A 21619-nucleotide genomic window follows, 5' to 3' on the forward strand; every position below is an offset into this window, starting at 1 on the left:
CCCCGCCGCCGAACTGCGGGCCGGCGGCCGGCAGCCCCGGCGTGCCGGGGGCCCGGCCGCTGAGCGCCCGGGGCACCAGCACCGACGTGGGCAGGACGACCTCGGCCACGGTGCCCCGGTCGGTGCCGGGACGCAGCTCGACCTTGACGCCGTGCCGGGACGCCAGCCGGGCGACCACGACCAGGCCCATCATCCGGGAGACGGCCACGTCCACCTGGGGTGGCGTGGCGAGCCGCTCGTTGAGGTCGGTCAGCTGCTCGGCGCTGATGCCGATGCCCCGGTCCTCGACGTAGAGCGACGCGCGGTCGCCGACCCGGCGGGCCTCGACCATCACCTGGGAGTCCGGCGGGGAGAACGCGGTCGCGTTGTCGAACAGCTCGGCGACCAGGTGCACCAGGTCGTTGACCGCGTGCGCGGAGACCTCGATGTCCCGGTCGATGACCCCGAACTCGATCCGGGTGTAGTGCTCGACCTCGGACTGGGCGGCGCGCAGCACGTCGATCAGGGCGGCCGGTTCGCGCTGCACGCGGGTCGAGTCGGCACCGGCGAGGACCAGCAGGTTCTCGTCGTTGCGGCGCATCCGGGTGGCCAGGTGGTCGAGCTGGAACAGCTCGGCCAGGCGGTCCGGGTCCTCCTCGCCGCGCTCCAGCCGGTCGAGGTGGCCGATCAGCCGGTCGACCAGGATCTGCGAGCGGCGGGCGAGGTTGACGAACATCGTCGCGACCGAGGAACGGAGCGCGGCCTGCTCGGCGGCCGTCCGGACGGCCTCCAGGTGGACGGCGTTGAACGCCTCGGTCACCTGGCCGAACTCGTCGCGGCTGCGGACCGGCAGCGGCTCGGCGATCTGGTTGGCCAGCTGGGCCGGCGACTGCTGGCCGGTGAACTGCGGGTCCCGTAGCCGGGCCACCGCCTGCGGGAGGCCGAACTGGGCGATGGACAGGGCACCCTGGCGCAGGTCACGCAGGGAGCGGGCCATCGACCGGGCGACCAAATAGGCGAAGAGGATCGCCAGCAGCAGCATGCTCAGCAGCAGGCCGGTCTCCAGGAAGACCTGACGCTGCACGTCGGAGCGCAGCTCGTCGGCCTTGGCCACCACGTCGCTGTCGAGGCGCACCTCGACGGCCCGGTTGAGCTGGGCGTACGCGACCATGGCCGCGTCCCACTGGTCGGTGCTGAAGGTGAGGCCGTCGAGCTTGTCGCTGTTGAGCGCGCTGACCTGGCCGGCGTAGATGTCGGCCTGCCGCCGGTCGGAGCCGGAGACGGTCTGGTCCTGGAACTCGCGCTCGGCGCGGCTCGCCACGGCCTGGAAGCTCTGCAGGGCCTGCTGCTCACCGGTGTTGCTGGAGATGTACAGCTCGCGCAGGGCCGGGGTGTACGCCTTCTGGAGCAGCACCTGGTGCACCGCGATCCGGCGGACGGAGGCGTACTCCTTGGCGCGGGCCATCGCGGCGGCGGCGCGCATCTGGTCGCTGAGGTCGTTGTCGCCGGCGAGCTGGGTGGCCGAGTCACGGATGGTGATCAGATTGTTGATCAGGCCCGTGTACCGGCTGACCGCCTCGCTGAGCCGCAGCTTGCCGTTGTAGACCTGGCTGCGGATGCCGGGCATCTCGGTCAGGTCGCTGTCGATCCGGTCGAGCTGTGTCTCCAGGGTGGCCGGCAGTCCCTCGATCTCGGCACGCTGCTGCGAGTACGGCGCCTTGGACTGGTCGACCCGCTGGTTGACCCGGTTGTACGCCTCCTGGTATTGGGCGCGGGCCTGCCCCTTGGGCGAGCCGAGCAGGAGGACGGCGTTGGTGCGCTCGTCCTGGAGGGTGTTGACGAGGTCACCCGAGTAACCCACCAGGTTGGCCAGGTCACCGGCCCGGTTGGCGTTGTTGAGCGTCTGCAGGTGGTCCACCAGTCCGCTGGTGCCCACGACGACCGTGGCGATGGTCGGCACGATCATGATCAGCCCGAGCTTGGACCAGATCGGCATGTCGCGGAGCCGGCCGGCCGGCCGACGCAGACGCGACAGGAAGGAGTTCGCCGTCGTTGGCCGTTTGCTCACGTCACCGCCCTCGCGATTACAGCGTCTCCGCGTTGCCACGGGCAACGCCCAGCAGCCGACCCGGCGGGTCGGACCTCCGAGATTCCATCACGCCTCCCCTGAAAGAGAAAGCCCAGGTTGTCGGTCGCCGGAGGTGTGATGAGATGTTGATGCAATTTGATCGCAATCCGTCTTTCCGGAGTTACCCAAAGTAATGGAATATCGCCACCGCGTCGTCCTCCTCGCCGGCCCCTCCGGGTCTGGAAAGTCGTACATAGCGCAACGAACCGGGCTTCCCGTGCTCTGCCTGGACGACTTCTACAAGAACGGTGATGACCCTACGTTGCCGCGACAGAACGGACTGGTCGACTGGGACGCGCCCGAGTCGTGGGACGCGGGAACGGCGGTGGAGACAATTGCCCGACTGGCCCAGCAGGGCCGGGCCGACGTGCCGGTCTATGCGATCGGTGCGGATCGACGGGTGGCCACCCGGCCATTCGAGGTGACCGGATCGCCACTCTTCATCGCCGAAGGGATTTTCGCCGCCGAGATCGTCGAGGAATGCCGCCGCCGGGGACTGCTCGCCGGGGCGTACGCGCTGCGCCGGCCGCGCGGGGCGACCTTCGTCCGGCGGCTGGCCCGGGACCTGTCCGAACAGCGCAAGGCGCCGAAGGTGCTGGTCCGGCGCGGGCTGGCGCTGCTGCGCGCCGAACCGGCGGTGCTGCGGCGGCAGACCGGCCTCGGTGCCGAGGCGGCCCACGCCCGGGAGTTCCTGCGCCGGGTGGCCGACCTGGTCGCCGGCCACCCGCACCGCTGAGTCAGCCGATCAGCTTCGCGTACGCCGGCTTGATCACCTCGTCGATGATCGCCAGCCGCTCGTCGAACGGGATGAAGGCGCTCTTCATCGCGTTGACCGTGAACCACTGGAGTTCCTTCCAGCCGTAGCCGAAGTTCTCCACCAGCAGCGCCATCTCGCGCGACATCGAGGTGCCGCTCATCAGCCGGTTGTCGGTGTTCACCGTCACCCGGAACCGCAGCTCCCGCAGCAGCCCGATCGGGTGGTCGGCGATCGACGCCACCGCGCCGGTCTGCACGTTCGACGACGGGCACAGCTCCAGCGGGATGCGCTTGTCCCGCACGTACGCGGCCAGCCGGCCGAGCGTCGGCACCGGGCCCGGGGTGATGTCGTCCACGATCCGCACCCCGTGGCCGAGCCGGTCCGCCCCGCACCACTGGATCGCCTGCCAGATCGACGGCAGCCCGAACGCCTCGCCGGCGTGGATGGTGAAGTGGAAGTTCTCCCGCTGGAGGTACTCGAACGCGTCCAGGTGGCGGGTGGGCGGGAACCCGGCCTCGGCACCGGCGATGTCGAAGCCCACCACCCCGGCGTCGCGGTGCCGGACGGCCAGCTCGGCGATCTCCTGCGACCGGGCGGCGTGCCGCATCGCGGTGAGCAGGGTGCCGACCCGGATCGGGGTGCCCGACGCGGCGGCCTCCGCGCTGCCCTCCACGAAACCGGCGACGACCGCCTCGACCACCTCGTCCAGGGTGAGGTTCTGCTCCAGGTGCTGCTCGGGGGCGAACCGGACCTCGGCGTACACCACACCGTCGGCGGCCAGGTCGAGCGCGCACTCCCGGGCCACCCGGCGCAGCGCCGGGACGGTCTGCATGACCGCGACGGTGTGCGCGAACGTCTCCAGGTAGCGCTCCAGCGAACCGGAGTGCGCCGCCTCCGCGAACCACCGGCCGAGCGTGTCGGGATCGGTGCTCGGCAGCTCGTGCCCCACCTCGGCGGCCAGCTCGACGACCGTCGCCGGCCGCAGGCCGCCGTCGAGGTGATCGTGCAGCAGCGCCTTCGGGACCTTGACGATGTCCTCGTATCGGATTGCGACCATCCCCCGACCCTAGTCACGCCCCCCGACCGCCCGCGATCAGGCTCGCGCGGCCCGGCGACGCGCCGGTGTCGGGCTCGCAACGGTGCCGATGTAGCGGCATCAGGGGCGAGGGGATACCGCTACATCGGCACCTTTGAGTTGATCATGGAGTCTGGGGACACAGCGCCGGCCCGCCCAGGCCGCGCGCCGTAGGCTGCTGCGGGTGACCGCGCCGCACCCGTTCGAGCAGCCCGTCGACGCGACGCACCCGCAGATCGTCGCCCGGCTGCGCTGCCCGGTCTGCGCCCGGCCGCTGGCCGCCGCCACCGACACCCGCGCCCTGCGCTGCCCCCGCCGGCACAGCTTCGACCTGGCCCGCCAGGGGTACGTCACCCTGCTCGCCGGCCGTGCCCCGCACGTCGGGGACACCGCCGACATGGTCGCCGCCCGGGCCGACTTCCTGGCCGCCGGGCACTACGACGTGATCTCGTCCGCGCTGGCCGAGGCGGCGGCGTCCGCCCTGGCGACACCGACCGGCCCCGCCGAGGCGAGCGGGAACGCTGACGGGGCGGAGCGGGCGGGCTTCGGGGCGTACCCGCTGGTCGTGGAGGCCGGGGCGGGCACCGGCCGGCACCTCGCGGCGGTGCTGGCGGCATGGCCCGACGCCGTCGGCCTGGCCCTGGACGTCGCCAAGCCGGCGCTGCGCCGTGCTGCCCGCGCCCACCCGCGCGCCGCCGCCGCGCTCGCCGACACCTGGCAGCGGTTGCCGCTGGCCGACCGGTCGGTCGCCGTGCTGCTCGACGTCTTCGCCCCGCGCAACGGCGACGAGTTCCACCGGGTGCTGCACCCGGCCGGGGTGCTGCTGGTGGTCACCCCCACCGACGCCCACCTCGCCGAACTGGTCGACGTGCTCGGGCTGCTGCGGGTCGACCCGGCCAAGGCCGACCGGGTCGCCGACAGCCTCGCCGGGCGGTTCACGCCGGAGCACACCGCCGTGCACACCGCCCGGCTCAGCCTCGACCGGGCCGAGGTCGGCACCCTGGTCGGGATGGGGCCGAGTGCCTGGCACACCGACCCGGCGCGGCTCGCCGCCGCGATCGACGCGCTGCCCACGCCGGTCGCCGTGACCGCGTCGGTACGCCTGACCACCTGGCGTCCCCGCTGACCCAACGGTCAGGTGGAGAGGTCGACCTCTTCCCAGCCGGGCGGCTCGTCGTGGTAGGGGCCACGCAGCACCACCGCCCACTCCAACGCCCACCGGCGCTGGCCGATCGCGTTCGCGTCCACCAGGCCGGGCAGCCGGTGCCCCGACTTCTCCACCTCCAGGTACGCCCAGTCCAGGCAGTAGTGCAGGTCGAGCAGGGCGGCGGCGTCCGCGGGGTGTTGCGGGGCGGCCAGGATGCGGGCCCGCCACTGGTCGAAGGTCTCCCCACCGGCCAGGTACGGCATCCGCTCCACCAGCCGCTCGTCCACCGGGATGGTCGGGTCGAGCTGCTTGCTCAGGCCCAGCACCCAGGACAGCGAGAACAGCGCGTCGTGGTGCAGGACGAACGAGCGGTGGTCGCCCTTGCCGCCCACCACGAACTGCCACTCGGGCGGGGTGACCATGTCGACCAGGTGGGATTCGAGCAGCCAGCTCATCGCGGTCTGCGCCGGCATCCCGAAGCACCGGGCCAGGATCAGGTGCAGCACCGCGATGCGCGCCTCGATCTCCCCGGTGGGCCGCAGTTCGATCTCGTCGCCCGGCTCCCAGACCAGGGGAAACTGGGCCGGCGGCAGGGGCAGGCGGAGCCGGGACAACTCGTCGAGGCTCGCCTCGCGGACCTCGCGGGGATCGGGCGCGGCTACCAGCACGATCGGATTCCCTGTCTGCTCACGCGGCGTCACCGCCGTCCGGTCCCCCTGACCAGGGAGGATAGCGTTCCGTTGCGACCGGCACCATGCCGGCCGACCCCCGTAGACCGACCGCAGGCCGGTGCTGCCGACCGTCAGCCGATCCGCTCGATGACCAGCGGCGACGCCGACGGCGCGGTGGCCGACACCCGGACCGCCAGGGCCGCCTCGGCGCGTGCGGCCGGCAGCCGTACCGTGTCGTCGGCGCGCAGCTCGTACAGCGGTTCGCCGACCCGCACCGGGTCGCCGGGCCGCTTGTGCAGCACCACCCCGGCGGCGGCGCTGACCGGGTCCTCCTTGCGGGCCCGGCCCGCGCCGAGCCGCCACGCGGCCACCCCGATCGCGTACGCGTCGACGGACTCGACGAAGCCGTCGGTGTCGGCGCGGACCACCTCGACCTCGTTGGCGGTGGGCAGCGGGGCGTCCGGGTCGCCGCCCTGGGCCCGGATCATCGCGCGCCAGGCGTCCATCGCCCGCCCGTCGCGCAGCGCGGCGGCCGGGTCGGCGTCGGGCAGGCCGGCCGCGTCGAGCATCTCCCGGGCCAGCGCCAGGGTCAGCTCCACCACGTCGGCGGGGCCGCCGCCGGCGAGCACCTCGACCGACTCGGTCACCTCGACCGCGTTGCCGACGGTCAGGCCGAGCGGGGTGGACATGTCGGTGAGCAGGGCGACCGTCTGCACCCCGTGGGCGTCGCCGAGGGCCACCATCGTCCGGGCCAGCTCGCGGGCGTCGGCCACGTTCTTCATGAACGCGCCGGAGCCGACCTTGACGTCGAGGACCAGCGCCCCGGTGCCCTCGGCGATCTTCTTGCTCATGATCGACGAGGCGATCAGCGGGATCGCCTCGACGGTGCCGGTGACGTCGCGCAGCGCGTACAGCTTGCGGTCGGCGGGGGCGAGCGCGGCGCCGGCCGCGCAGATCACCGCGCCGACGTCGCGGAGCTGGGCGAGGAACTCGTCGTTGCTCAGCGCCGCCCGCCAGCCGGGGATCGACTCCAGCTTGTCGAGGGTGCCGCCGGTGTGCCCGAGGCCCCGGCCGGAGAGCTGCGGGACCGCGCCGCCGCAGGCCGCGACCAGCGGGGTGAGCGGCAGGGTGATCTTGTCACCGACCCCGCCGGTGGAGTGCTTGTCGACCGTCGGCCGGTCCACCGCGGACAGGTCCAGCCGCTCGCCGCTGGCGATCATCGCGGCGGTCCACCGGGCGATCTCCGGCACCGACATGCCACGCAGCAGGATCGCCATGGCCAGCGCCGACATCTGCTCGTCGGCCACCAGCCCCCGGGTGTACGCGTCGACCACCCAGTCGATCTGGCCGTCGCTGAGCACACCCCCGTCCCGCTTGGCCCGGATGACGTCGACCGCGGTAAAAGCACTCACCGTTGAGTTCCCTCTGAAGTCGTTGCAGTAACCGGCGTGACCGCCGGACGGGTCAGGACGCGGCCCAGCGGACCGGGATCTCCAGCGGCGGCTCGCCCTCGCCGGCCCAGAAGATGGTGCCCTCCGCGTCCACCACCACGACCCTCGGCGTCCGGGCCAGCCCCCAGGTGATCGCCTCCGCCGGGTCGCCCCAGCTCGGGCCCTCCTCCAGCACCCCCGGCCCGGCCTCGTCGCTGTCGCCCGCCGACCGCTCCCAGTACGCCGTCCAGATCTGCTGCCCGGCGGAGAGGTCCGGGTGCACGAAGACGGTGCCCCGCCCCCGCCAGGCGGCCAACCGGTCCGGCACCACCGGCACCGGGTTCTCGCCGACGACCGCCTCGATGTCGGCCACGTCGAAGGCGTGCGGCAGCAGCTCCGCCATCCGCAGCGGGCCGGTCCTCGACTCGACCAGGCACTCCGGGCCGCCGTTCTCCCAGAGCAGCTGCCGGCACCGGCCACACGGCATCAGCGGCTCCCCGGTGGCGTCCACGCAGGACATCGCGACCAGCCGGCCGCCGCCGGTGGCGTGCAGCGCCGAGACCACCCCGCACTCGGCGCACAGGGTCACCCCGTAGCCGGCGTTCTCCACGTTGCAGCCGACCACCACCCGGCCGTCGTCGACCAGGGCCGCCGCGCCGACCGGGAACTTCGAGTACGGCACGTAGGCGTGCCGCATCACCTCGGTCGCGGCGGCCCGCAGGCGCTCCCAGTCGATCTCGCTCATCCCCTCATTCTGCCCAGGTCACCCCGCCCGGGTGCGGGAAGGGTGCCGGTCAGCCGCCCGTCGTGTCCGCCGGGGGCGTCGTTCAGCCCTTGACGTACGGCTTGCCGTCGGCGGCGGGCGCCCGGACCCGACCGACCAGCCCGGCCACCGCCAGGATGGTCGCCAGGTAGGGCAGCATCGCCAGGAACTGGTTGGGGATGCTGCTGCCGATCGCCCCCAGATAGGTGGCTAGCTGGTCGGCGAAGCCGAAGAACAGCGCGGCGAGCAGCGCGCCGGTCGGGCTCCACCGGCCGAAGATCAACGCGGCCAGGGCGATGAAGCCCTTACCGCCGATCATGTTCTTGGTGAAGCTGTAGAGCGCCAGCGTGTACGACGCGCCGCCGATGCCGGCCACCACGCCGGCCAACAGCACGTTGCGGTACCGCAGGCCCAGCACCTTGACCCCGAGGGTGTCGGCGGCGGTCGGGTGCTCCCCCACCGACCGGGTCCGCAGGCCCCACCGGGTACGGAACAGCGCGAGGTGGATGACCAGCACCAGCAGCAGTCCGAGGTAGAGGAAGATGTTGCCGCGGAACAGCGCCGGCCCGAGCAGCGGGATGTCCTTCAGCAGCGGGATCTCCCAGTTGCCGAACCGCGGCGCGCTGTTGTACTTCTCCGCGTCGGTCTGCATCAGCCGCTCGTAGAGGAAGCCGGTGACGCCGACCGCCAGCAGGTTGAGCACCACCCCCATCACGACCTGGTCGACCAGGTAGCGGATGGCGAACACGGCAAGCAGCAGCGAGATGAACGCGCCACCGACCGCCGCCGCCACCAGGCCCACCCAGACGCTGCCGCTGAGGCTGCCGAAGAGCGCGCCGCTGAACGCGCCCATCAGCAACTGCCCCTCGATGGCGACGTTGACCACGCCGGACCGCTCGCAGAGCACCCCGGCCAGCGCACCGAAGATCAACGGCAGGGCCAGGACGAAGGTGCCCCGGACGATGTTGACCATCGGCATGAAGTTGCGGCCCTCGGGGGCGGCGGAGACCTGCCAGCACAGGAAGCTCAGCACGAAGGCGACCAGCCCGACCCCGAGGACCAGGGTGAACCAGCGCTTCGGGACCCCGGCCAGCAGCGCGCCGCCGGCCCCGGCGGCGACGACCCCGAACAGGATCGCGCCGAGGGTGCCCTGGATCTCCAGCGCCGCGCCGCCCTCGGTCTCGCTGAGGGTGAACCGGGCCTGCTGGCCGGTGGCCAGCGCCCCGAACAGCACGGTGGCGAGCACGCCCAGCGCCAGCAGGACCGCGCCGACCTTACGGGGACGGGTCCAGAAGCCCTCGTCGACCGCGGCCACGGCGACGTCGGGGACAGCGGTGGTGGACATGCCTCACCAGCCCTTCGCGAGGCTCGTCTGCAACCGGGCGGCACGGGCGGCCCGGAGCTGGAAGATCGCCTTCACCAGGGCCGGCGCGGCGATGAAGATGACGATCAACGCCTGGAGCACGGTGACCAGCTCCAGCGAGATCCCGGAGTACGACTGCATCCGGTTGCCGCCGGCCTGGAGCGCGCCGAACAGCAGCGCGGCCAGCAGCACACCCCACGGCTTCACCCGGCCGAGCAGCGCCACCAGGATGCCGTCGAAGCCGATCTGCGCGATCACCAGCGGGGTCAGCGCGTTCGCGGTGGAACCCAGCACCATCTGGCTGCCGCCGAGGCCGGCGAGCATCCCGGCGATCACCATCACCAGCACGTACGTCCTGGTGACGCTGATGCCGGCGGTCCGTGCCGCGTCCGGGTTGGCCCCGACGGCCCGCAGCTCGAAGCCGAGCGTCGACCGGTTGAGCAGCCAGGCGATGGCCCAGGTGGCGAGCACCGCGAGCAGGATGCCGGCGTGCACCCGCAGGTTGTCGCCGAGCAGCCGGGGCAGCGCGGCCGAGGAGTCGACCGGGCGGCTGATCGCGTCCGCCCGGTCCGGGTTCTGCACGCCGTTCTGCACGATGATCCAGGACAGGAAGTAGACGGCGACGTAGTTGAGCATGATCGTGTTGATCACCTCGTGCGCACCGGTCCGGGCCTTGAGGATGCCGGGGACGAAACCCCACACCGCGCCGCCGACCGCACCGGCGATCAACGCGACGACCAGGTGCACCACCGGCGGCAGCGGCAGCGCGAAACCGGCGACCGCGGCCAGGACCACGCCGATCGTCGCCTGGCCCTGGGCACCGATGTTGAACAGGCCGCCCCGGAAGGCGAGCGCCACCGACAGGCCGGTGAACACCAGCGGCGCGGTGTAGGTGAGGGTCTCCGAGATCGGGCTGAGCGCGGCGGTGAAACCGGACGCCTCCGGGTCGAAGACCGCCCCCTTGAACAGGTTGGCGTACGCCTCGCTGACCACCGTCCAGCTCGCGTTGAGGGCGTCGGCCGGGCGGGCCGTGATGTAGCCGTAGGTGGCCAGCACGTCCGGGTCCGACACGATGATCAGGACCGCGCCGACCAGCATCGCCAGCACCAGGGCCAGCACGGTGACGGTGACCGTGTTGGCGGCCCACAGGTTGTCCAGGAACAGCCGGCCCAGCGTGGGCCGGGGCCCCGGCGCGGGCTGCTTGGGTGAGGTCATCGTGGCGCCCCGGTCGGCCTTGCCGGTCAGCGCCAGCTCCGCCTCGGTCGCCGGTTCCTTGTCCGGGGAGCCGGACACCGGGTTGGGGTTGCTCATGCCTCGTCCTCGTCACCAGGGCGTTCGGGGGCCGGCGTCACGCCGCCGGCCGTACCGCCGGTCGCCCCGCCCGGGGTGGCCACGCCGTCGGTCGGGGCCGGTGCGGGGGCGTCGGGGGTGATGCCGGCCATCAGCAGGCCGATCTCCTCGCGCGGGGTGTCCGGGCCGACGATGCCGATGATCCGGCCCCGGTACATCACCGCGATCCGGTCGGCGAGGCCGATCACCTCGTCCAACTCGCTGGAGACGACCATGACGGCGGTGCCGACGTCGCGCTCGCGGACGACCCGGCTGTGGATGAACTCGATCGAGCCGACGTCCACCCCCCGGGTGGGCTGGGCGGCGATGAAGAGCTTCAGCGGCCGGGACAGTTCCCGGGCCACGATCACCTTCTGCTGGTTGCCGCCGGACAGGGTGCCGACCGCCGCGTCCGCCGACGGGGTACGCACGTCGAACTGCTCGATCCGCTCCTTCGCCGAGGCGGCGATCGCGTCCGGCCGCAGCGCCAGGCCCCGGCCGAACGGCGGCCGGTCGTAGATGTCGAGGACCAGGTTCTCGGCGACGCTGAACTCCTTGACCAGGCCGTCGACGCTGCGGTCCTCGGGGACGTAGCCGACCCCGGCGCGGAGCACCTTCTTGGTGGACCAGCCGTGGATCGACTCGCCGTCGAGGGTCACCGTGCCGGCGAGCGTCGGGCGCAGCCCCATGATCGCCTCGATCAGCTCGGTCTGCCCGTTGCCCTGCACGCCGGCCACGCCGAGCACCTCACCGGCGCGTACGGTCAGGTCGACGCCGTCCACCGCGCGGACCTGCCGGTCGTCGTCGACTACCAGGCCGGCGACCTCCAGGATCGGCCGGCCCGGGGTGGCGGGCTGCTTGTCGACGGTGAGCCGGACGTCGCGGCCGACCATCAGCGCGGCCAACTCGTCCCGGCTCGCCTCCGGGGAGGCGGTGCCGACGGTCCGGCCGCGCCGGATCACGGTGATCCGGTCGGCGATGGCCTTGACCTCGCCGAGCTTGTGGGTGATGAAGACGATCGACTTGCCGGCCGCCTTGAGCGACCGCATGACCGTGAGCAGTTCCTCGGTCTCCTGCGGGGTGAGCACGGCGGTCGGCTCGTCGAGGATCAGCAGGTCGACGTCGCGGGTGAGCGCCTTGACGATCTCGACCCGCTGCTGGATGCCGACCGGCAGGTCCTCGATCACCGCGTCCGGGTCGACCCGCAGGTTGTACCGCGCGGAGACCTCGGCCACCTCGCGGCGGGCGCGCCGCCGGTCGAGGAAGCCGACGATGCCGCCCCTGACCTGCTCCGCGCCGAGCATGATGTTCTCGGCCACGGTGAAGACCGGCACCAGCATGAAGTGCTGGTGCACCATGCCGATCCCGGCCCGGATCGCGTCCGAGGGCCCCTTCAGCTTCAGCGGCTGGCCGTCGACCAGGATCTCGCCCTCGTCGGGCTGGTAGAGCCCGTAGAGCACGTTCATCAGGGTCGACTTGCCGGCACCGTTCTCGCCGAGCAGGGCGTGGATCTCTCCAGGCTCCACCGTCAGGTCGATGTGATCGTTGGCGACCAGATCACCGAACCGCTTGGTGATGCCGCGCAGTTCGAGTCTCAGCGCAACCTCCTGGAGTGCGAGCGATGGTGCAGCCTAGCTGCCGGGTCGACCGGCCACCGGGGTGCCGGCCGGCCGGTGCGCGGACCGGCCGCCCCGACGCCCGTGGGGTTGCCCACGTACGCCGGGACGGCCGGTCGTCATGCCTGGTGCCCGCCGGCCGCCGCTGCCGATGATCCCATCGCGGCGGCCGGCGCGGCGGTCACTTGGTCGGCTGGGCCTTCGAGGTGACCGTGATGGTGCCGGCGGCGATGTCCGCCTTGATCTTCTCGACCTCGGCCTTGAGGTCCGCCGGGACCTTGCTGTCGAAGTCGTGGTACGGGGCGATCGACACGCCGTTGTTGGCGAGGTTGCCGACGAAGCCCGGGGTGGCGGCGAGCTTCTCGCCACCGGCGGCCTTGAGCACGGCGTCCTTGACGGCGTCCGGGATGTTCTTGACCACGGTGGTCAGCAGCGCCGCGCAGTCCGGGGTGCTCTCGCAGCCGTCGACGTCGACCCAGACGACCGAGTACTTGCCGCCCGACGCCTTCGCCGCGGAAGTGGTGCCGAGGCCCGCGCCACCGGCGACCGGCATGACGATGTCGGCGCCCTGGGCAACCAGCGCGTCGGAGACCTTCTTGCCCTCGTCCTGCTTGGCGAAGTCGTTGGTGAAGGAACCCTTCTGGGTCGCCTTGTCCCAGCCCAGCACCTGGACGTTCTTGCTCTTGGTCTTGTTGTAGTACGCCACGCCGTCGGCGAAGCCGTCCATGAAGATGGTCACCGGCGGGATCGGCAGGCCACCGTAGGTGCCGACCTTGCCGCTCTTGCTCATCCCGGCGGCCAGGTAACCGGCCTGGAAGGCGGCCTGGGCGGTGTCGAACTGCATCGGGTAGACGTTCGCCGTGGCCGGGTTCGCGTCCACGATGCCGAACTGCTGGTTCGGGTTCGCGGCGGCGATCTTCTTGGTGGCGTCGGACATCAGGCCACCGACGGCCAGGATGAAGTCGCACTTCTGGTTGACGTACCCGGTCAGGTTGACCTCGTAGTCCGCCTCGGCCTTCGACGCGACGTACTTGATGTCGATCTTGTCGTTGGCCTTCTTGGCCTCCTCCAGGCCCTTCCAGGCGGAGGTGTTGAACGACTTGTCGTCGATGCCGCCGACGTCGGTCACCATGCAGGCGCTGTACTTCTTGTCGCCGCTGCCACCGGCGTTGTTGTCGTCGTCCGGGGCCTCACCACACGCGGCGGCACCCAGCACGAGCCCACCCGCCGCGATGGCAGAGGCGATCCGCATCCCACGCACAGAGCGCAAGACGTCTCCTTCCATTGCTCACCGCCTCGTGCGGTGGCAGCCCTTGAACCGACAGGCGTTGTGCCGCCGGCATCCCACGTTACGGACGGGAGCGTAGCCCCGCGTCCACCCACCGGCCGCCAATCGTGCACGACTGTTGAACGCTCGTTATCCCGGCGTAACCCTGGCGTGGGGCACATCACTCAACGTGCCGGCGCTGACCGGTCCGGTGTCACGAACATCCGTTTCCGGCGACCTCCACCGGCTACCGCCAGAACACCGCCACGGCGGCCGTGACCAGGGTCAACCCGATGATCGCCAGGAAATGGCCACGGGCCACCTGCGCCCGCTTCCGGGAGAAGAAGACCATGACGAAGATGAGCAGGGCCAGCACCAACTTGGTAACAAGCTTCGCGGGGGCCGGCTCGTCCCCGTCGCGTAGCGGCGCGGACAGGCCAACACCGGTCAGCAACTGGATCACCGAGCCCCAGAGCATGGCCGCGTTGATCCGCAGCCGGCCGCTGACGTACTGGGCGACGGCACCGCCGAGCAGCAGCGCGAACCCGATCAGATGGACGTAGAGAAGGACCAGTCGGAGAGCTTCCACGCCGGCCATCCTCCCTCATCAACGACACTTTGTAGTAGGTGGCCCGCCGGCTGAGTTCAATCCGTGATCTCGCCGCTCCCGCCGGCCGGCGTCCCGGGCCGCCGGCCGCCCGTCAGAGCCGCCAGACCTGGAAGGTCGGGCCGTCGCCGGGCAGGGTGACCCCGCCGTCGGCGGCGGGCCGCAGGGCCGGGGCACCGCCGTGGAGGTTCTCCCCCGCCGGGCCGGCGCCGGTGCTCCCGGTGATCGGCAGGCCGGTCAGCAGGACCGGCGGGCCGGCCGCCCGCCGGGCCAGCACCAGCACCGCGCCGGTGGTCGCCTCGCGCAGGAAGACCAGCGTGTCGGCGTCGGCGTGCACCCAGCGCAGGCCGCCGTGCCGCAGCTCCGGGGTGTCCCGGCGCAGCGCCAGCAAGGCCCGGTACGCGGCGAACGTCCCGGTGTCCCGGCGCTCCGGCCGGTGCCACGGCATCGGGGTGCGGGAACCCTCGCCGTTGCCGCCGGTCAGGCCCCACTCGTCCCCGGCGAACACGACCGGGGTGCCGGGCAGGGTGACGAGCAGCCCGGCGGCCACCTCCTGCCGGGCGGCGTCCCCGACCACGGTGCGGATACGGGCCGAGTCGTGCGAGCCGAGCAGCTGCCACGAGTGGGTGTACGACCGCCAGGAGATCAGCGACCGGAAGCTGTTCATGGTGGCGAGCACCGCGTGCGCGTCCCGCCGCCGCACCCCGCCCGGCGTGCCGAGGAAGTTCGGCAGCGGCGCGTGGCCCCCGGCGTCCCCGGGCCCGGCGCGCAGCCAGGACCAGACCGGGTCGGTGAAGCCGACGTAGTTCATCGTGCCGTGCCAGCCGTCGCGGTCCAGGTCACCGGTGTGGTCGTGGCCGTGCTCGGCGAGCAGCAGCCCGTCGGCGCGGGTCTGCGTGACCACCTCGCGCAGCAGCCGCGCCACCTCGTGGGTGTACGCGTCCGCGCCCCGCCGGCCGGTCATGTTGGCCACGTCGACCCGCCACCCGTCCAGCCCGTACGGCGGGCGCAGCCAGCGGCGCAGCAGCGAGTCCGGTGCGGTGGCGAAGCGGCGGCGCAGCTCGGCGCTGCCCCAGTTCAGCTTCGGCAGCGACCGCACCCCGTTCCACGACTCGTACGTCGGCTCCCCGTCGCCGGTGGGCACGTCGAAGTAGTACAGCTCCCGCTCGGGGGCGTCGACGTCGGCCAGGGCGCGGGTGAACCACTCGTGCGCGTCGCCGGTGTGGTTGCTGGTGATGTCGCCGAGCAGCCGCCAGCCCCGGGCCCGGACGGCGGCGGCCAGCCGGACCAGTGCCGCGTCCCCGCCGAGCAGCGGGTCGACGGTGTCGAAGCCGGCGGCGTCGTACCGGTGGTTGGAGCGGGCCGGGAAGATCGGCGTCAGGTAGACGGTGTTGACGCCGAGCCGGTCCAGGTGGTCGAGGCGTTCGGTGATGCCGTCCAGGTCGCCGCCGTAGAACTGGCGTGGGGTCTGCGGGCCGTGCCCGACGACCGGGGTGTCCCAGTCGCACGGGATGGCCCAGTCCGGCGGGGTGCGCCCGTCGGCGGCGGCGGACCGGGCGAACCGGTCGGGGAAGATCTGGTAGATCAGCGCGTCCCGGGCCCAGGCCGGCGGCGGCGCGTGGCTGACCAGCTTGAAGTCGCCGTGGTCGGGCACGTCGTGGTCGACCGGGCCGGCGGCGTTGAGCCAGCGGTAGCCGGTCGTCCCGGTGAGCATGAACCGGTAGTTGCTGACCGGGTTGCGGACCTCGACGTCGGCCCGCCACCACACGTCGTGGCCGTCCCGGCGGTCGACGGTGGCCTCGACGAAGCGCGGCTCACCGTCGCCGGTGGTCCGCACGTGCACCTGCCGGACGTCGGTGCCCTCGGGCACCCGGACGAAGACCGGCACGGTCTGCCCGAGGGCGGGTTCCTGCTCGGGCACGTACAGCGCCGAGCCGTCGTGGTGCGGTGACAGGGACATGGTGTGACCTTTCGCGTCGATCGGACAGAGAGAGTGGGGTCGTCCGTCCCCGCCGGTCTCCCGGCGGGGACGGACCCCCGAAACTGCTCCGGTGTACGTCGACCCGACGCCCTTGCCGCAGCGTGCCGTACGGGGAACGCCGGCCCGGCCGGCGTCCATGATCAACTCAACGGGGGCGGTGCAGCGGTGTCCACCCGACCGCGACACCGCTGTGTCGCCCCCGAACAGGCCCCGCGCGAACCCGGACCACTCAGCCCGCCCGCCGTGCCACAGCGGCCACCCCTCCGACTCACCCCTTGACGGCCCCGGCGGTGAGGCCGGAGACGATGTAGCGCTGGAGGAGCTGGAAGACCAGCACGGTGGGGACCGCGGTGAGCAGGGTGCCCGCCGCGAAGATGCCGAAGTTGTTGTTCCGTTCCCCGGCCACCAGGCCGAACATGCCGACCGCGAGGGTCTTCGACCCGGTGTCGGTGAGGAACACGTTGGCGATCATGAACTCGTTGATCGTGCCGATGAACGACAGCAGCGCGGTCACCGCCAGGATCGGCGCCACCAGCGGCAGCATGATCCGGAAGAAGACCTGGGCGTGGCTGGCGCCGTCCATGGTGGCCGACTCGTCCAGCTCGCGGGGCAGGGTGTCGAAGAACCCCTTCATCAGCCAGGTGTTCATACCCAGCGCCCCGCCCATGTAGAGCAGGAACAGCCCCCAGGGGGTGTTGAAGCCGATCGACGGCCACAGGTCGGTGACCCGGGTGAAGATCAGGAAGATCGCCACGATCGCCAGGAACTGCGGGAACATCTGGATCAGCAGCAGGGTCAGCAGCCCGAACCGCCGCCCGGCGAAGCGCATCCGGGAGAACGCGTACGCCGCCAGCGAGGACAGGAAGATCGACACGAAGCTCGCCCCGCCCGCGATGAGCAGCGAGTTGAGGAACCATCGGCCGAACTCCGTCCGCTCGAACAGGTTGCCGAAGTTGGTGAACGACGCTCCGGTGGGCAGCAGCTCGGTCGACGAGAGGGTGCCGAGCGGGTTGAGCGCGGCGGAGAGCACGAACAGGATCGGGAAGAGGCTGAACGCCACCGCCAGCACGCCGACCACGTGCCGCCAGCCGACCTGGGTGAACCACCGGCTCCCGCGCCGGCCGCCACGACCGCGTACCGCAGCACCCGGCCGGCCGGCACGCGGGCCGGCGGCAGCCGACCGGACGGCAGGCGCGGCGGGGGCCTGCGGCCCGGCGGCGTTCGGACGGGTCGTCACGAGTAGACCTCCTCCTGCTGGCGGGTGCGCCGGAAGCTGATCGCCGAAACCGTGGCCACGATCGCGAAGATGAAGATCGACACTGCGGCGGCCAGCCCGAACTCGGCGCCCTGCGCGCCGAAGGCCAGCCGGTAGGTGTACGTGATCAGCAGGTCGGTGGCCCCGTTGGTCGGGTTGTCCGGCGCGAACGGGCCACCCTCGGTGGTCAACCAGATCGCGTTGATGTTGTTGAAGTTGTACGCGAACGAGGCGATCAGCAGCGGCGAGAGCGCAACCAGCAGCAGCGGCAGGGTGACCGCCCGGAACGACTGCCAGGGCGACGCGCCGTCGACCGAGGTGGCCTCGGTCAGCTCCTTCGGGATCGCCTGGAGCGCGCCCGTGGCCACCAGGAACATGTACGGGTACCCGAGCCAGAGCTGCACCAGCAGCACCGCCGCCCGCGCCGACCAGGCCTCGCCGAACCAGTCGACGCCGAGGCCGAACAGGTTGTTGACCAGGCCGAAGTCGGTGTTGAACATGTCCCGCCAGACCAGCAGCATCGCGAACGACGGCATCGCGTACGGCAGGATCAGGAAGACCCGGTAGAGGTTGGTGCCCCGCATCCGGGGCGAGTGCAGAGCCAGCGCGATCGCCATGCCCAGCAGGAAGGTGAACCCGGTGGAGCCGATCGCGAAGGCGAAGTTCCACAGCAGGGTGCCGAAGAACGGGCCGGAGATGTTCGGGTCGGTGAGCACCCGGGCGAAGTTCTTCAGCCCCACCCCGACCTGCCAGCCCTGGGCGAGCCGCTCGCCGTCGGCGGCGACGAAGGCGCCGGTGGCCGGGTCGGCCGTCCAGGTTCTGCCGGTCTCGCTGTCGGTGATGCAGTCGCAGCCACGGTCGTACGCCCGGACGGCCTTGCCCTCGTAGGCGCGGGACAGGCCGTTGGAGCGCACCGCGCCACCGGAGGTCGGCACCACCAGGGCGGTGATCTCCTCGCTGCGGACGCTGGCCTGGCCGACGTTGAGCACGGTGTAGCCCCGGGCGGCGGTGACCCTGCCGCTGCCGGCGACGGTCACGTCGGCGGCGTCGAGCGGGCGCAGCCCGTCGGCGTCCCCGGCGGACACCCGGCCGGTCGCCGGGTCGGTGACGAGGAAGACCAGCGGCCCGGTGGCCGGGTCGCCCGTGGTGGCGATGGCCAGGGCGTACTCGGCGGAGCCGGGGACCTGCTTGACCGAGGAACTCTCGATGGCGACGACCGCGTCGGCCTTGGAGCCCCGGTGGCCGTCGCCGAAGTTCGTGAACGCGGTGCTCGCGGTGTAGAGCACCGGGAAGACCTGGAAGGCGATCAGGAAGATCGTTCCTGGCACCAGGTACTTGGCCGGGATGTGCCGGCGGGTCAGGTAGAGGTAGCACAGGCCGACGGTGGTGGCCGCCAGGACGGCGAGACCGCCCCAGAGCCGGGCGGCGATGAGCGGGAAGGCCGCCCAGATCGCGATCCCGGCCACCAGGCCGAGCAGGACCACCTTGACGGCGAGACCGGTCGCGGTGATCGGCGCGTGGTGGCGCGCGGTACGGGAGGTGTCCGGGGGCCCGGAGCGCACGGGCCCCCGGCCCGGGGCCTGCGGGGCAGGTCCCGGGCCGGACAGCGTGCTCATTACTTGATCTGACCCGAGATCGTCTTGCCGGCGGCGGTGACGGTCTTCGCCGGGTCGGCGCCACCGATGACGGCGGCCTCGGCCTTGCCGAACGGGTCCCAGATCGCGGCCATGGCCGGGATGGCCGGCAGCACCTGGCCGTCCTTGCCCGCCTCGGAGAACTTGGCGAGGTCCGGGTCGGTGCCCTTGACCTGGTCGAACGCGGCGGTCAGCGCCGGCGGGCGGGGCTCGGCCTGGTAGAGCGCCACGGCCAGTTCGGGGGTGGTGACGTAGTTGGTGACGAACTCCTGGGCCAGCGCCTTGTTCTTGCCCTTGGCGGCGACGTAGAACGCCTGGACGCCGACGAACGGCTGGGCCTGCTTGCCACCGGCGAAGCCGGGGACCGGGGAGATGTCGTAGGAGATGTTGGCCTTCTTGGCGTCGGCGATCGCCCACGGGCCGGAGACCAGGAAGGCGCACTTCTTGCCGGTGAAGGTGGCGATGGAGTTCTCGCCGGTGATGGAGCGCTTGAGCGCGCCGTCGCCCTTCTCACCCAGCTTCGCGATCTTCTGGAAGGCCGCGATCGACTCCGGCTTGCCCACGCCCAGGTCCTTCGGGTCGTAGTCACCGTTGGCGGCGGTGCCGAAGAGGTAGCCGCCGGCCGAGGTGTACAGCGGGTAGATGTGGTAGGCGTCGCCGTTCTGTCCGGACTGGAGGCAGAGGATCTCGCTGGCCTTCTTCTCGGCCTTGAGCTTCTTGCCGGTGGCGACCAGGTCCTCGATCGTCTTCGGTGCCTCGGGGGCCAGCGCGGTGTTGCGGATCAGCGCGACGTTCTCGGTGGCGTAGGGGACGCCGTAGAGCTGGCCGTTGAACGTGACCGCCTTGATCGCGGTCTCGTTGAAGCCGGACTTCTGCTCGGCGGCGAGTTGCACCGGGTCGATGGCCCCGTTCTGCACGAGGTTGCCGATCCAGTCGTGCGCGCCGACCACCACGTCCGGGCCGCTGCCCTGCTGGGAGGCGGTGACGAAGTTGGTCTGGAGGTCCTTGGAGACGGCCTGCACCTCGACGGTGACGCCGTTCTCCTGGCCGAACTTCTCGGCGAACGGCTTGAGCGCCGCGGTCCGCTTGTCGTCCGCCCAGATGACGAGCTTGCCGCTCGCGGCCGGGGAGGTCGCCTTGGCGGCCGGTTCGTCCTTGTTGTTGTCGCCGCCGCAGCCCGACGCGGCGAGCGCCAGGCCGAGAACGGTGACCACACCCGCGGTACGGATGCGCATCGGTACTCCTGTCGTCATGGCGGGCCGCGCCGGGGGAGGGCCGGCCGCACCGTTGAAACGCTGAAAGTTCTTGCCAACCGACGCCGGGCAGGCCGCGTCGCTGCTGTCACGTGTTTCCGGGACGTTAGCAAGAGGTTGCAGCCAATGGAAGGGCTTGCAGATGTGTACGCAAGAACTTGCCTGTGGGCTAAAGTGCGGCCATGCGCGCTCGACTGTCCGACATCGCCCAACAGGCCGAAGTCAGCGAGGCCACGGTGTCGCGGGTGCTCAACGACCGCCCCGGCGTGGCCCCCGAGACCCGGCAGGCCGTCCTGACCGCCCTCGACGTGCTGGGCTACGAGCGTCCGGCCCGGCTGCGCAAGCGCAGCGCCGGCCTGGTCGGGCTGGTGGTGCCGGAGCTGGACAACCCGATCTTCCCGGCGTTCGCCCAGGTGATCGAGTCGACGCTGGCGCAGAGCGGGTTCACCCCGGTGCTGTGCACCCAGACCCCGGGCGGGGTCACCGAGGACGAGTACGTGGAGATGCTGCTCGACCGGCAGGTCTCCGGCATCGTCTTCGTCTCCGGCCTGCACGCCGACACGGCGGCCAACCACGACCGGTACCGCGCGCTGATCGCCCGGCCGCTGCCGGTTGTCATGATCAACGGGTACGCCCCGGGCATCGCCGCACCCTTCGTCTCCTGCGACGACCGGGAGGCCACCGAGCTGGCGGTGGCGCACCTGGTCGCGCTCGGGCACCGGCAGATCGGCCTGATCACCGGGCCGGACCGGTTCGTGCCGGTGCAGCGCCGGGTCGCCGGCTTCCGGGCCGCGATGACCCGGCTCGGCTCCACCGGCGGCGACCTGGACGCGCTCGCCGAGCTGTCGCTGTTCGGCGTCGAGGGCGGCGAGGCCGCCGCCGGCCGGTTGATCGAACGCGGGGTCACCGGGATCGTCTGCGGCTCCGACCTGATGGCGCTCGGCGCGGTCCGGGCCGCCCGGCAGCGCGGCCTGTCCGTGCCGGGCGACCTGTCGGTGGTCGGCTACGACGACTCGCCGTTGATGGCCTTCACCGACCCGCCGCTGACCACCATGCGACAGCCGGTGGCCGCGATGGCGGTGGCTGCGGTCCGGGCCCTGGTCGACGAGATCAACGGGCACGCCGCCCCGCACTCGGAGTACCTGTTCCGCCCCGAGCTGGTGGTACGCGGCTCGACCGCGGTGGTGCGGCAGGCGGGCACCGGCCGGCAGCGTCCGGCCCCGCCCGCCCTCGCCGTCCCCGCCTGAGCCCCCGCCACCTCCCGAGCCCCCCCCTCGACCGGGTCCGCCTCCCGGTGGATGGGACGCGCCCACGAACGGCCCGCCCTGGCCGTCGGTGACGGGCGTCATTTCTTGCGCAAGCCA

Annotated in this window: 17 protein-coding genes; 3 read left to right on the forward strand and 14 right to left on the reverse strand. The window is 71.9% G+C overall.

The window, feature by feature from the left end:
• On the reverse strand, positions 1-2047 hold a 2047-nt coding region (locus H1A17_RS22990; protein WP_194822868.1), incomplete at its 3' end, for a sensor histidine kinase.
• 322 nt (positions 2048-2369) lie between these two features.
• On the opposite strand from H1A17_RS22990, the gene H1A17_RS22995 reads away from it, so the two are divergent.
• Positions 2370-2843 (forward strand): ATP-binding protein, encoded by a 474-nt coding sequence (locus H1A17_RS22995; protein WP_228544072.1) that lies wholly within the window; start codon positions 2370-2372, stop codon positions 2841-2843.
• A gap of 1 nt (position 2844) precedes the next feature.
• Here H1A17_RS22995 and H1A17_RS23000 read toward each other — a convergent pair whose 3' ends face one another.
• Complete coding sequence (locus H1A17_RS23000) at positions 2845-3921, reverse strand: adenosine deaminase (RefSeq protein WP_145917850.1); 1077 nt, start codon at positions 3919-3921, stop codon at positions 2845-2847.
• Positions 3922-4174: 253 nt separating this feature from the next.
• On the opposite strand from H1A17_RS23000, the gene H1A17_RS23005 reads away from it, so the two are divergent.
• Complete coding sequence (locus H1A17_RS23005; protein WP_370517063.1) at positions 4175-5065, forward strand: putative RNA methyltransferase; 891 nt, start codon at positions 4175-4177, stop codon at positions 5063-5065.
• 8 nt (positions 5066-5073) lie between these two features.
• On the opposite strand, the gene H1A17_RS23010 is transcribed toward H1A17_RS23005, so the two are convergent.
• The 12 genes from H1A17_RS23010 to H1A17_RS23065 all read right to left on the reverse strand — a co-directional run bounded on the left by H1A17_RS23010 (position 5074) and on the right by H1A17_RS23065 (position 20237).
• Positions 5074-5754 (reverse strand): DUF4272 domain-containing protein, encoded by a 681-nt coding sequence (locus H1A17_RS23010; protein WP_145917848.1) that lies wholly within the window; start codon positions 5752-5754, stop codon positions 5074-5076.
• Between the two features lie 134 nt (positions 5755-5888).
• The gene (locus tag H1A17_RS23015; RefSeq protein WP_194822870.1) at positions 5889-7169 is read right to left on the reverse strand and encodes a thymidine phosphorylase; all 1281 of its coding nucleotides are present in this window, start codon (positions 7167-7169) and stop codon (positions 5889-5891) included.
• 52 nt (positions 7170-7221) lie between these two features.
• Positions 7222-7932, reverse strand: a complete 711-nt coding sequence (locus tag H1A17_RS23020) for a cytidine deaminase (RefSeq protein ID WP_194822871.1) — start codon at positions 7930-7932, stop codon at positions 7222-7224.
• Positions 7933-8014: 82 nt separating this feature from the next.
• Positions 8015-9295: an ABC transporter permease gene (locus tag H1A17_RS23025; RefSeq protein WP_194822872.1), complete on the reverse strand. Its 1281-nt coding sequence runs from the start codon at positions 9293-9295 to the stop codon at positions 8015-8017.
• Positions 9296-9298: 3 nt separating this feature from the next.
• Positions 9299-10624: an ABC transporter permease gene (locus H1A17_RS23030; protein WP_194822873.1), complete on the reverse strand. Its 1326-nt coding sequence runs from the start codon at positions 10622-10624 to the stop codon at positions 9299-9301.
• Positions 10621-12240, reverse strand: coding sequence for an ABC transporter ATP-binding protein (locus tag H1A17_RS23035; protein ID WP_194822878.1), 1620 nt, complete (start codon positions 12238-12240; stop codon positions 10621-10623). Before H1A17_RS23035 ends, H1A17_RS23030 begins: the two co-directional genes overlap by 4 nt.
• Positions 12241-12439: 199 nt before the next feature.
• Positions 12440-13510, reverse strand: coding sequence for a BMP family protein (locus tag H1A17_RS23040; RefSeq protein ID WP_194822879.1), 1071 nt, complete (start codon positions 13508-13510; stop codon positions 12440-12442).
• Positions 13511-13772: 262 nt separating this feature from the next.
• Positions 13773-14114, reverse strand: coding sequence for a hypothetical protein (locus tag H1A17_RS23045; protein WP_145917841.1), 342 nt, complete (start codon positions 14112-14114; stop codon positions 13773-13775).
• Positions 14115-14226: 112 nt separating this feature from the next.
• Positions 14227-16092 (reverse strand): glycoside hydrolase family 13 protein, encoded by a 1866-nt coding sequence (locus tag H1A17_RS23050; RefSeq protein ID WP_194822874.1) that lies wholly within the window; start codon positions 16090-16092, stop codon positions 14227-14229.
• A 289-nt stretch (positions 16093-16381) separates the two neighbouring features.
• Complete coding sequence (locus tag H1A17_RS23055) at positions 16382-17191, reverse strand: sugar ABC transporter permease (RefSeq protein WP_194822880.1); 810 nt, start codon at positions 17189-17191, stop codon at positions 16382-16384.
• Between the two features lie 155 nt (positions 17192-17346).
• The gene (locus H1A17_RS23060) at positions 17347-18984 is read right to left on the reverse strand and encodes an ABC transporter permease subunit (RefSeq protein WP_145917838.1); all 1638 of its coding nucleotides are present in this window, start codon (positions 18982-18984) and stop codon (positions 17347-17349) included.
• The gene (locus tag H1A17_RS23065; protein ID WP_145917837.1) at positions 18984-20237 is read right to left on the reverse strand and encodes a maltose ABC transporter substrate-binding protein; all 1254 of its coding nucleotides are present in this window, start codon (positions 20235-20237) and stop codon (positions 18984-18986) included. The genes H1A17_RS23060 and H1A17_RS23065 overlap by 1 nt, the downstream gene beginning before the upstream one ends.
• Before the next feature lie 200 nt (positions 20238-20437).
• Here H1A17_RS23065 and H1A17_RS23070 point away from each other — a divergent pair, with 200 nt between their 5' ends.
• Positions 20438-21502, forward strand: coding sequence for a LacI family DNA-binding transcriptional regulator (locus H1A17_RS23070; RefSeq protein WP_145917836.1), 1065 nt, complete (start codon positions 20438-20440; stop codon positions 21500-21502).
• The last annotated feature ends 117 nt before the right edge of the window (positions 21503-21619 follow it).

Origin of the sequence: Micromonospora sp. S-DT3-3-22 (assembly GCF_015354745.1) — a bacterium.
In the GTDB taxonomy this organism is placed as follows: domain Bacteria; phylum Actinomycetota; class Actinomycetes; order Mycobacteriales; family Micromonosporaceae; genus Micromonospora; species Micromonospora wenchangensis.

Coding starts and splice junctions, on each gene's coding strand:
- H1A17_RS23000 (WP_145917850.1), bottom strand. CDS start 3,921: ATGGTCGCAATCCGATACGAGGACATCGTCAAGGTCCCGAAGGCGCTG.
- H1A17_RS23020 (WP_194822871.1), bottom strand. CDS start 7,932: ATGAGCGAGATCGACTGGGAGCGCCTGCGGGCCGCCGCGACCGAGGTG.
- H1A17_RS23025 (WP_194822872.1), bottom strand. CDS start 9,295: ATGTCCACCACCGCTGTCCCCGACGTCGCCGTGGCCGCGGTCGACGAG.
- H1A17_RS23030 (WP_194822873.1), bottom strand. CDS start 10,624: ATGAGCAACCCCAACCCGGTGTCCGGCTCCCCGGACAAGGAACCGGCG.
- H1A17_RS23040 (WP_194822879.1), bottom strand. CDS start 13,510: ATGCGGATCGCCTCTGCCATCGCGGCGGGTGGGCTCGTGCTGGGTGCC.
- H1A17_RS23050 (WP_194822874.1), bottom strand. CDS start 16,092: ATGTCCCTGTCACCGCACCACGACGGCTCGGCGCTGTACGTGCCCGAG.
- H1A17_RS23060 (WP_145917838.1), bottom strand. CDS start 18,984: ATGAGCACGCTGTCCGGCCCGGGACCTGCCCCGCAGGCCCCGGGCCGG.
- H1A17_RS23065 (WP_145917837.1), bottom strand. CDS start 20,237: ATGCGCATCCGTACCGCGGGTGTGGTCACCGTTCTCGGCCTGGCGCTC.
- H1A17_RS23070 (WP_145917836.1), top strand. CDS start 20,438: ATGCGCGCTCGACTGTCCGACATCGCCCAACAGGCCGAAGTCAGCGAG.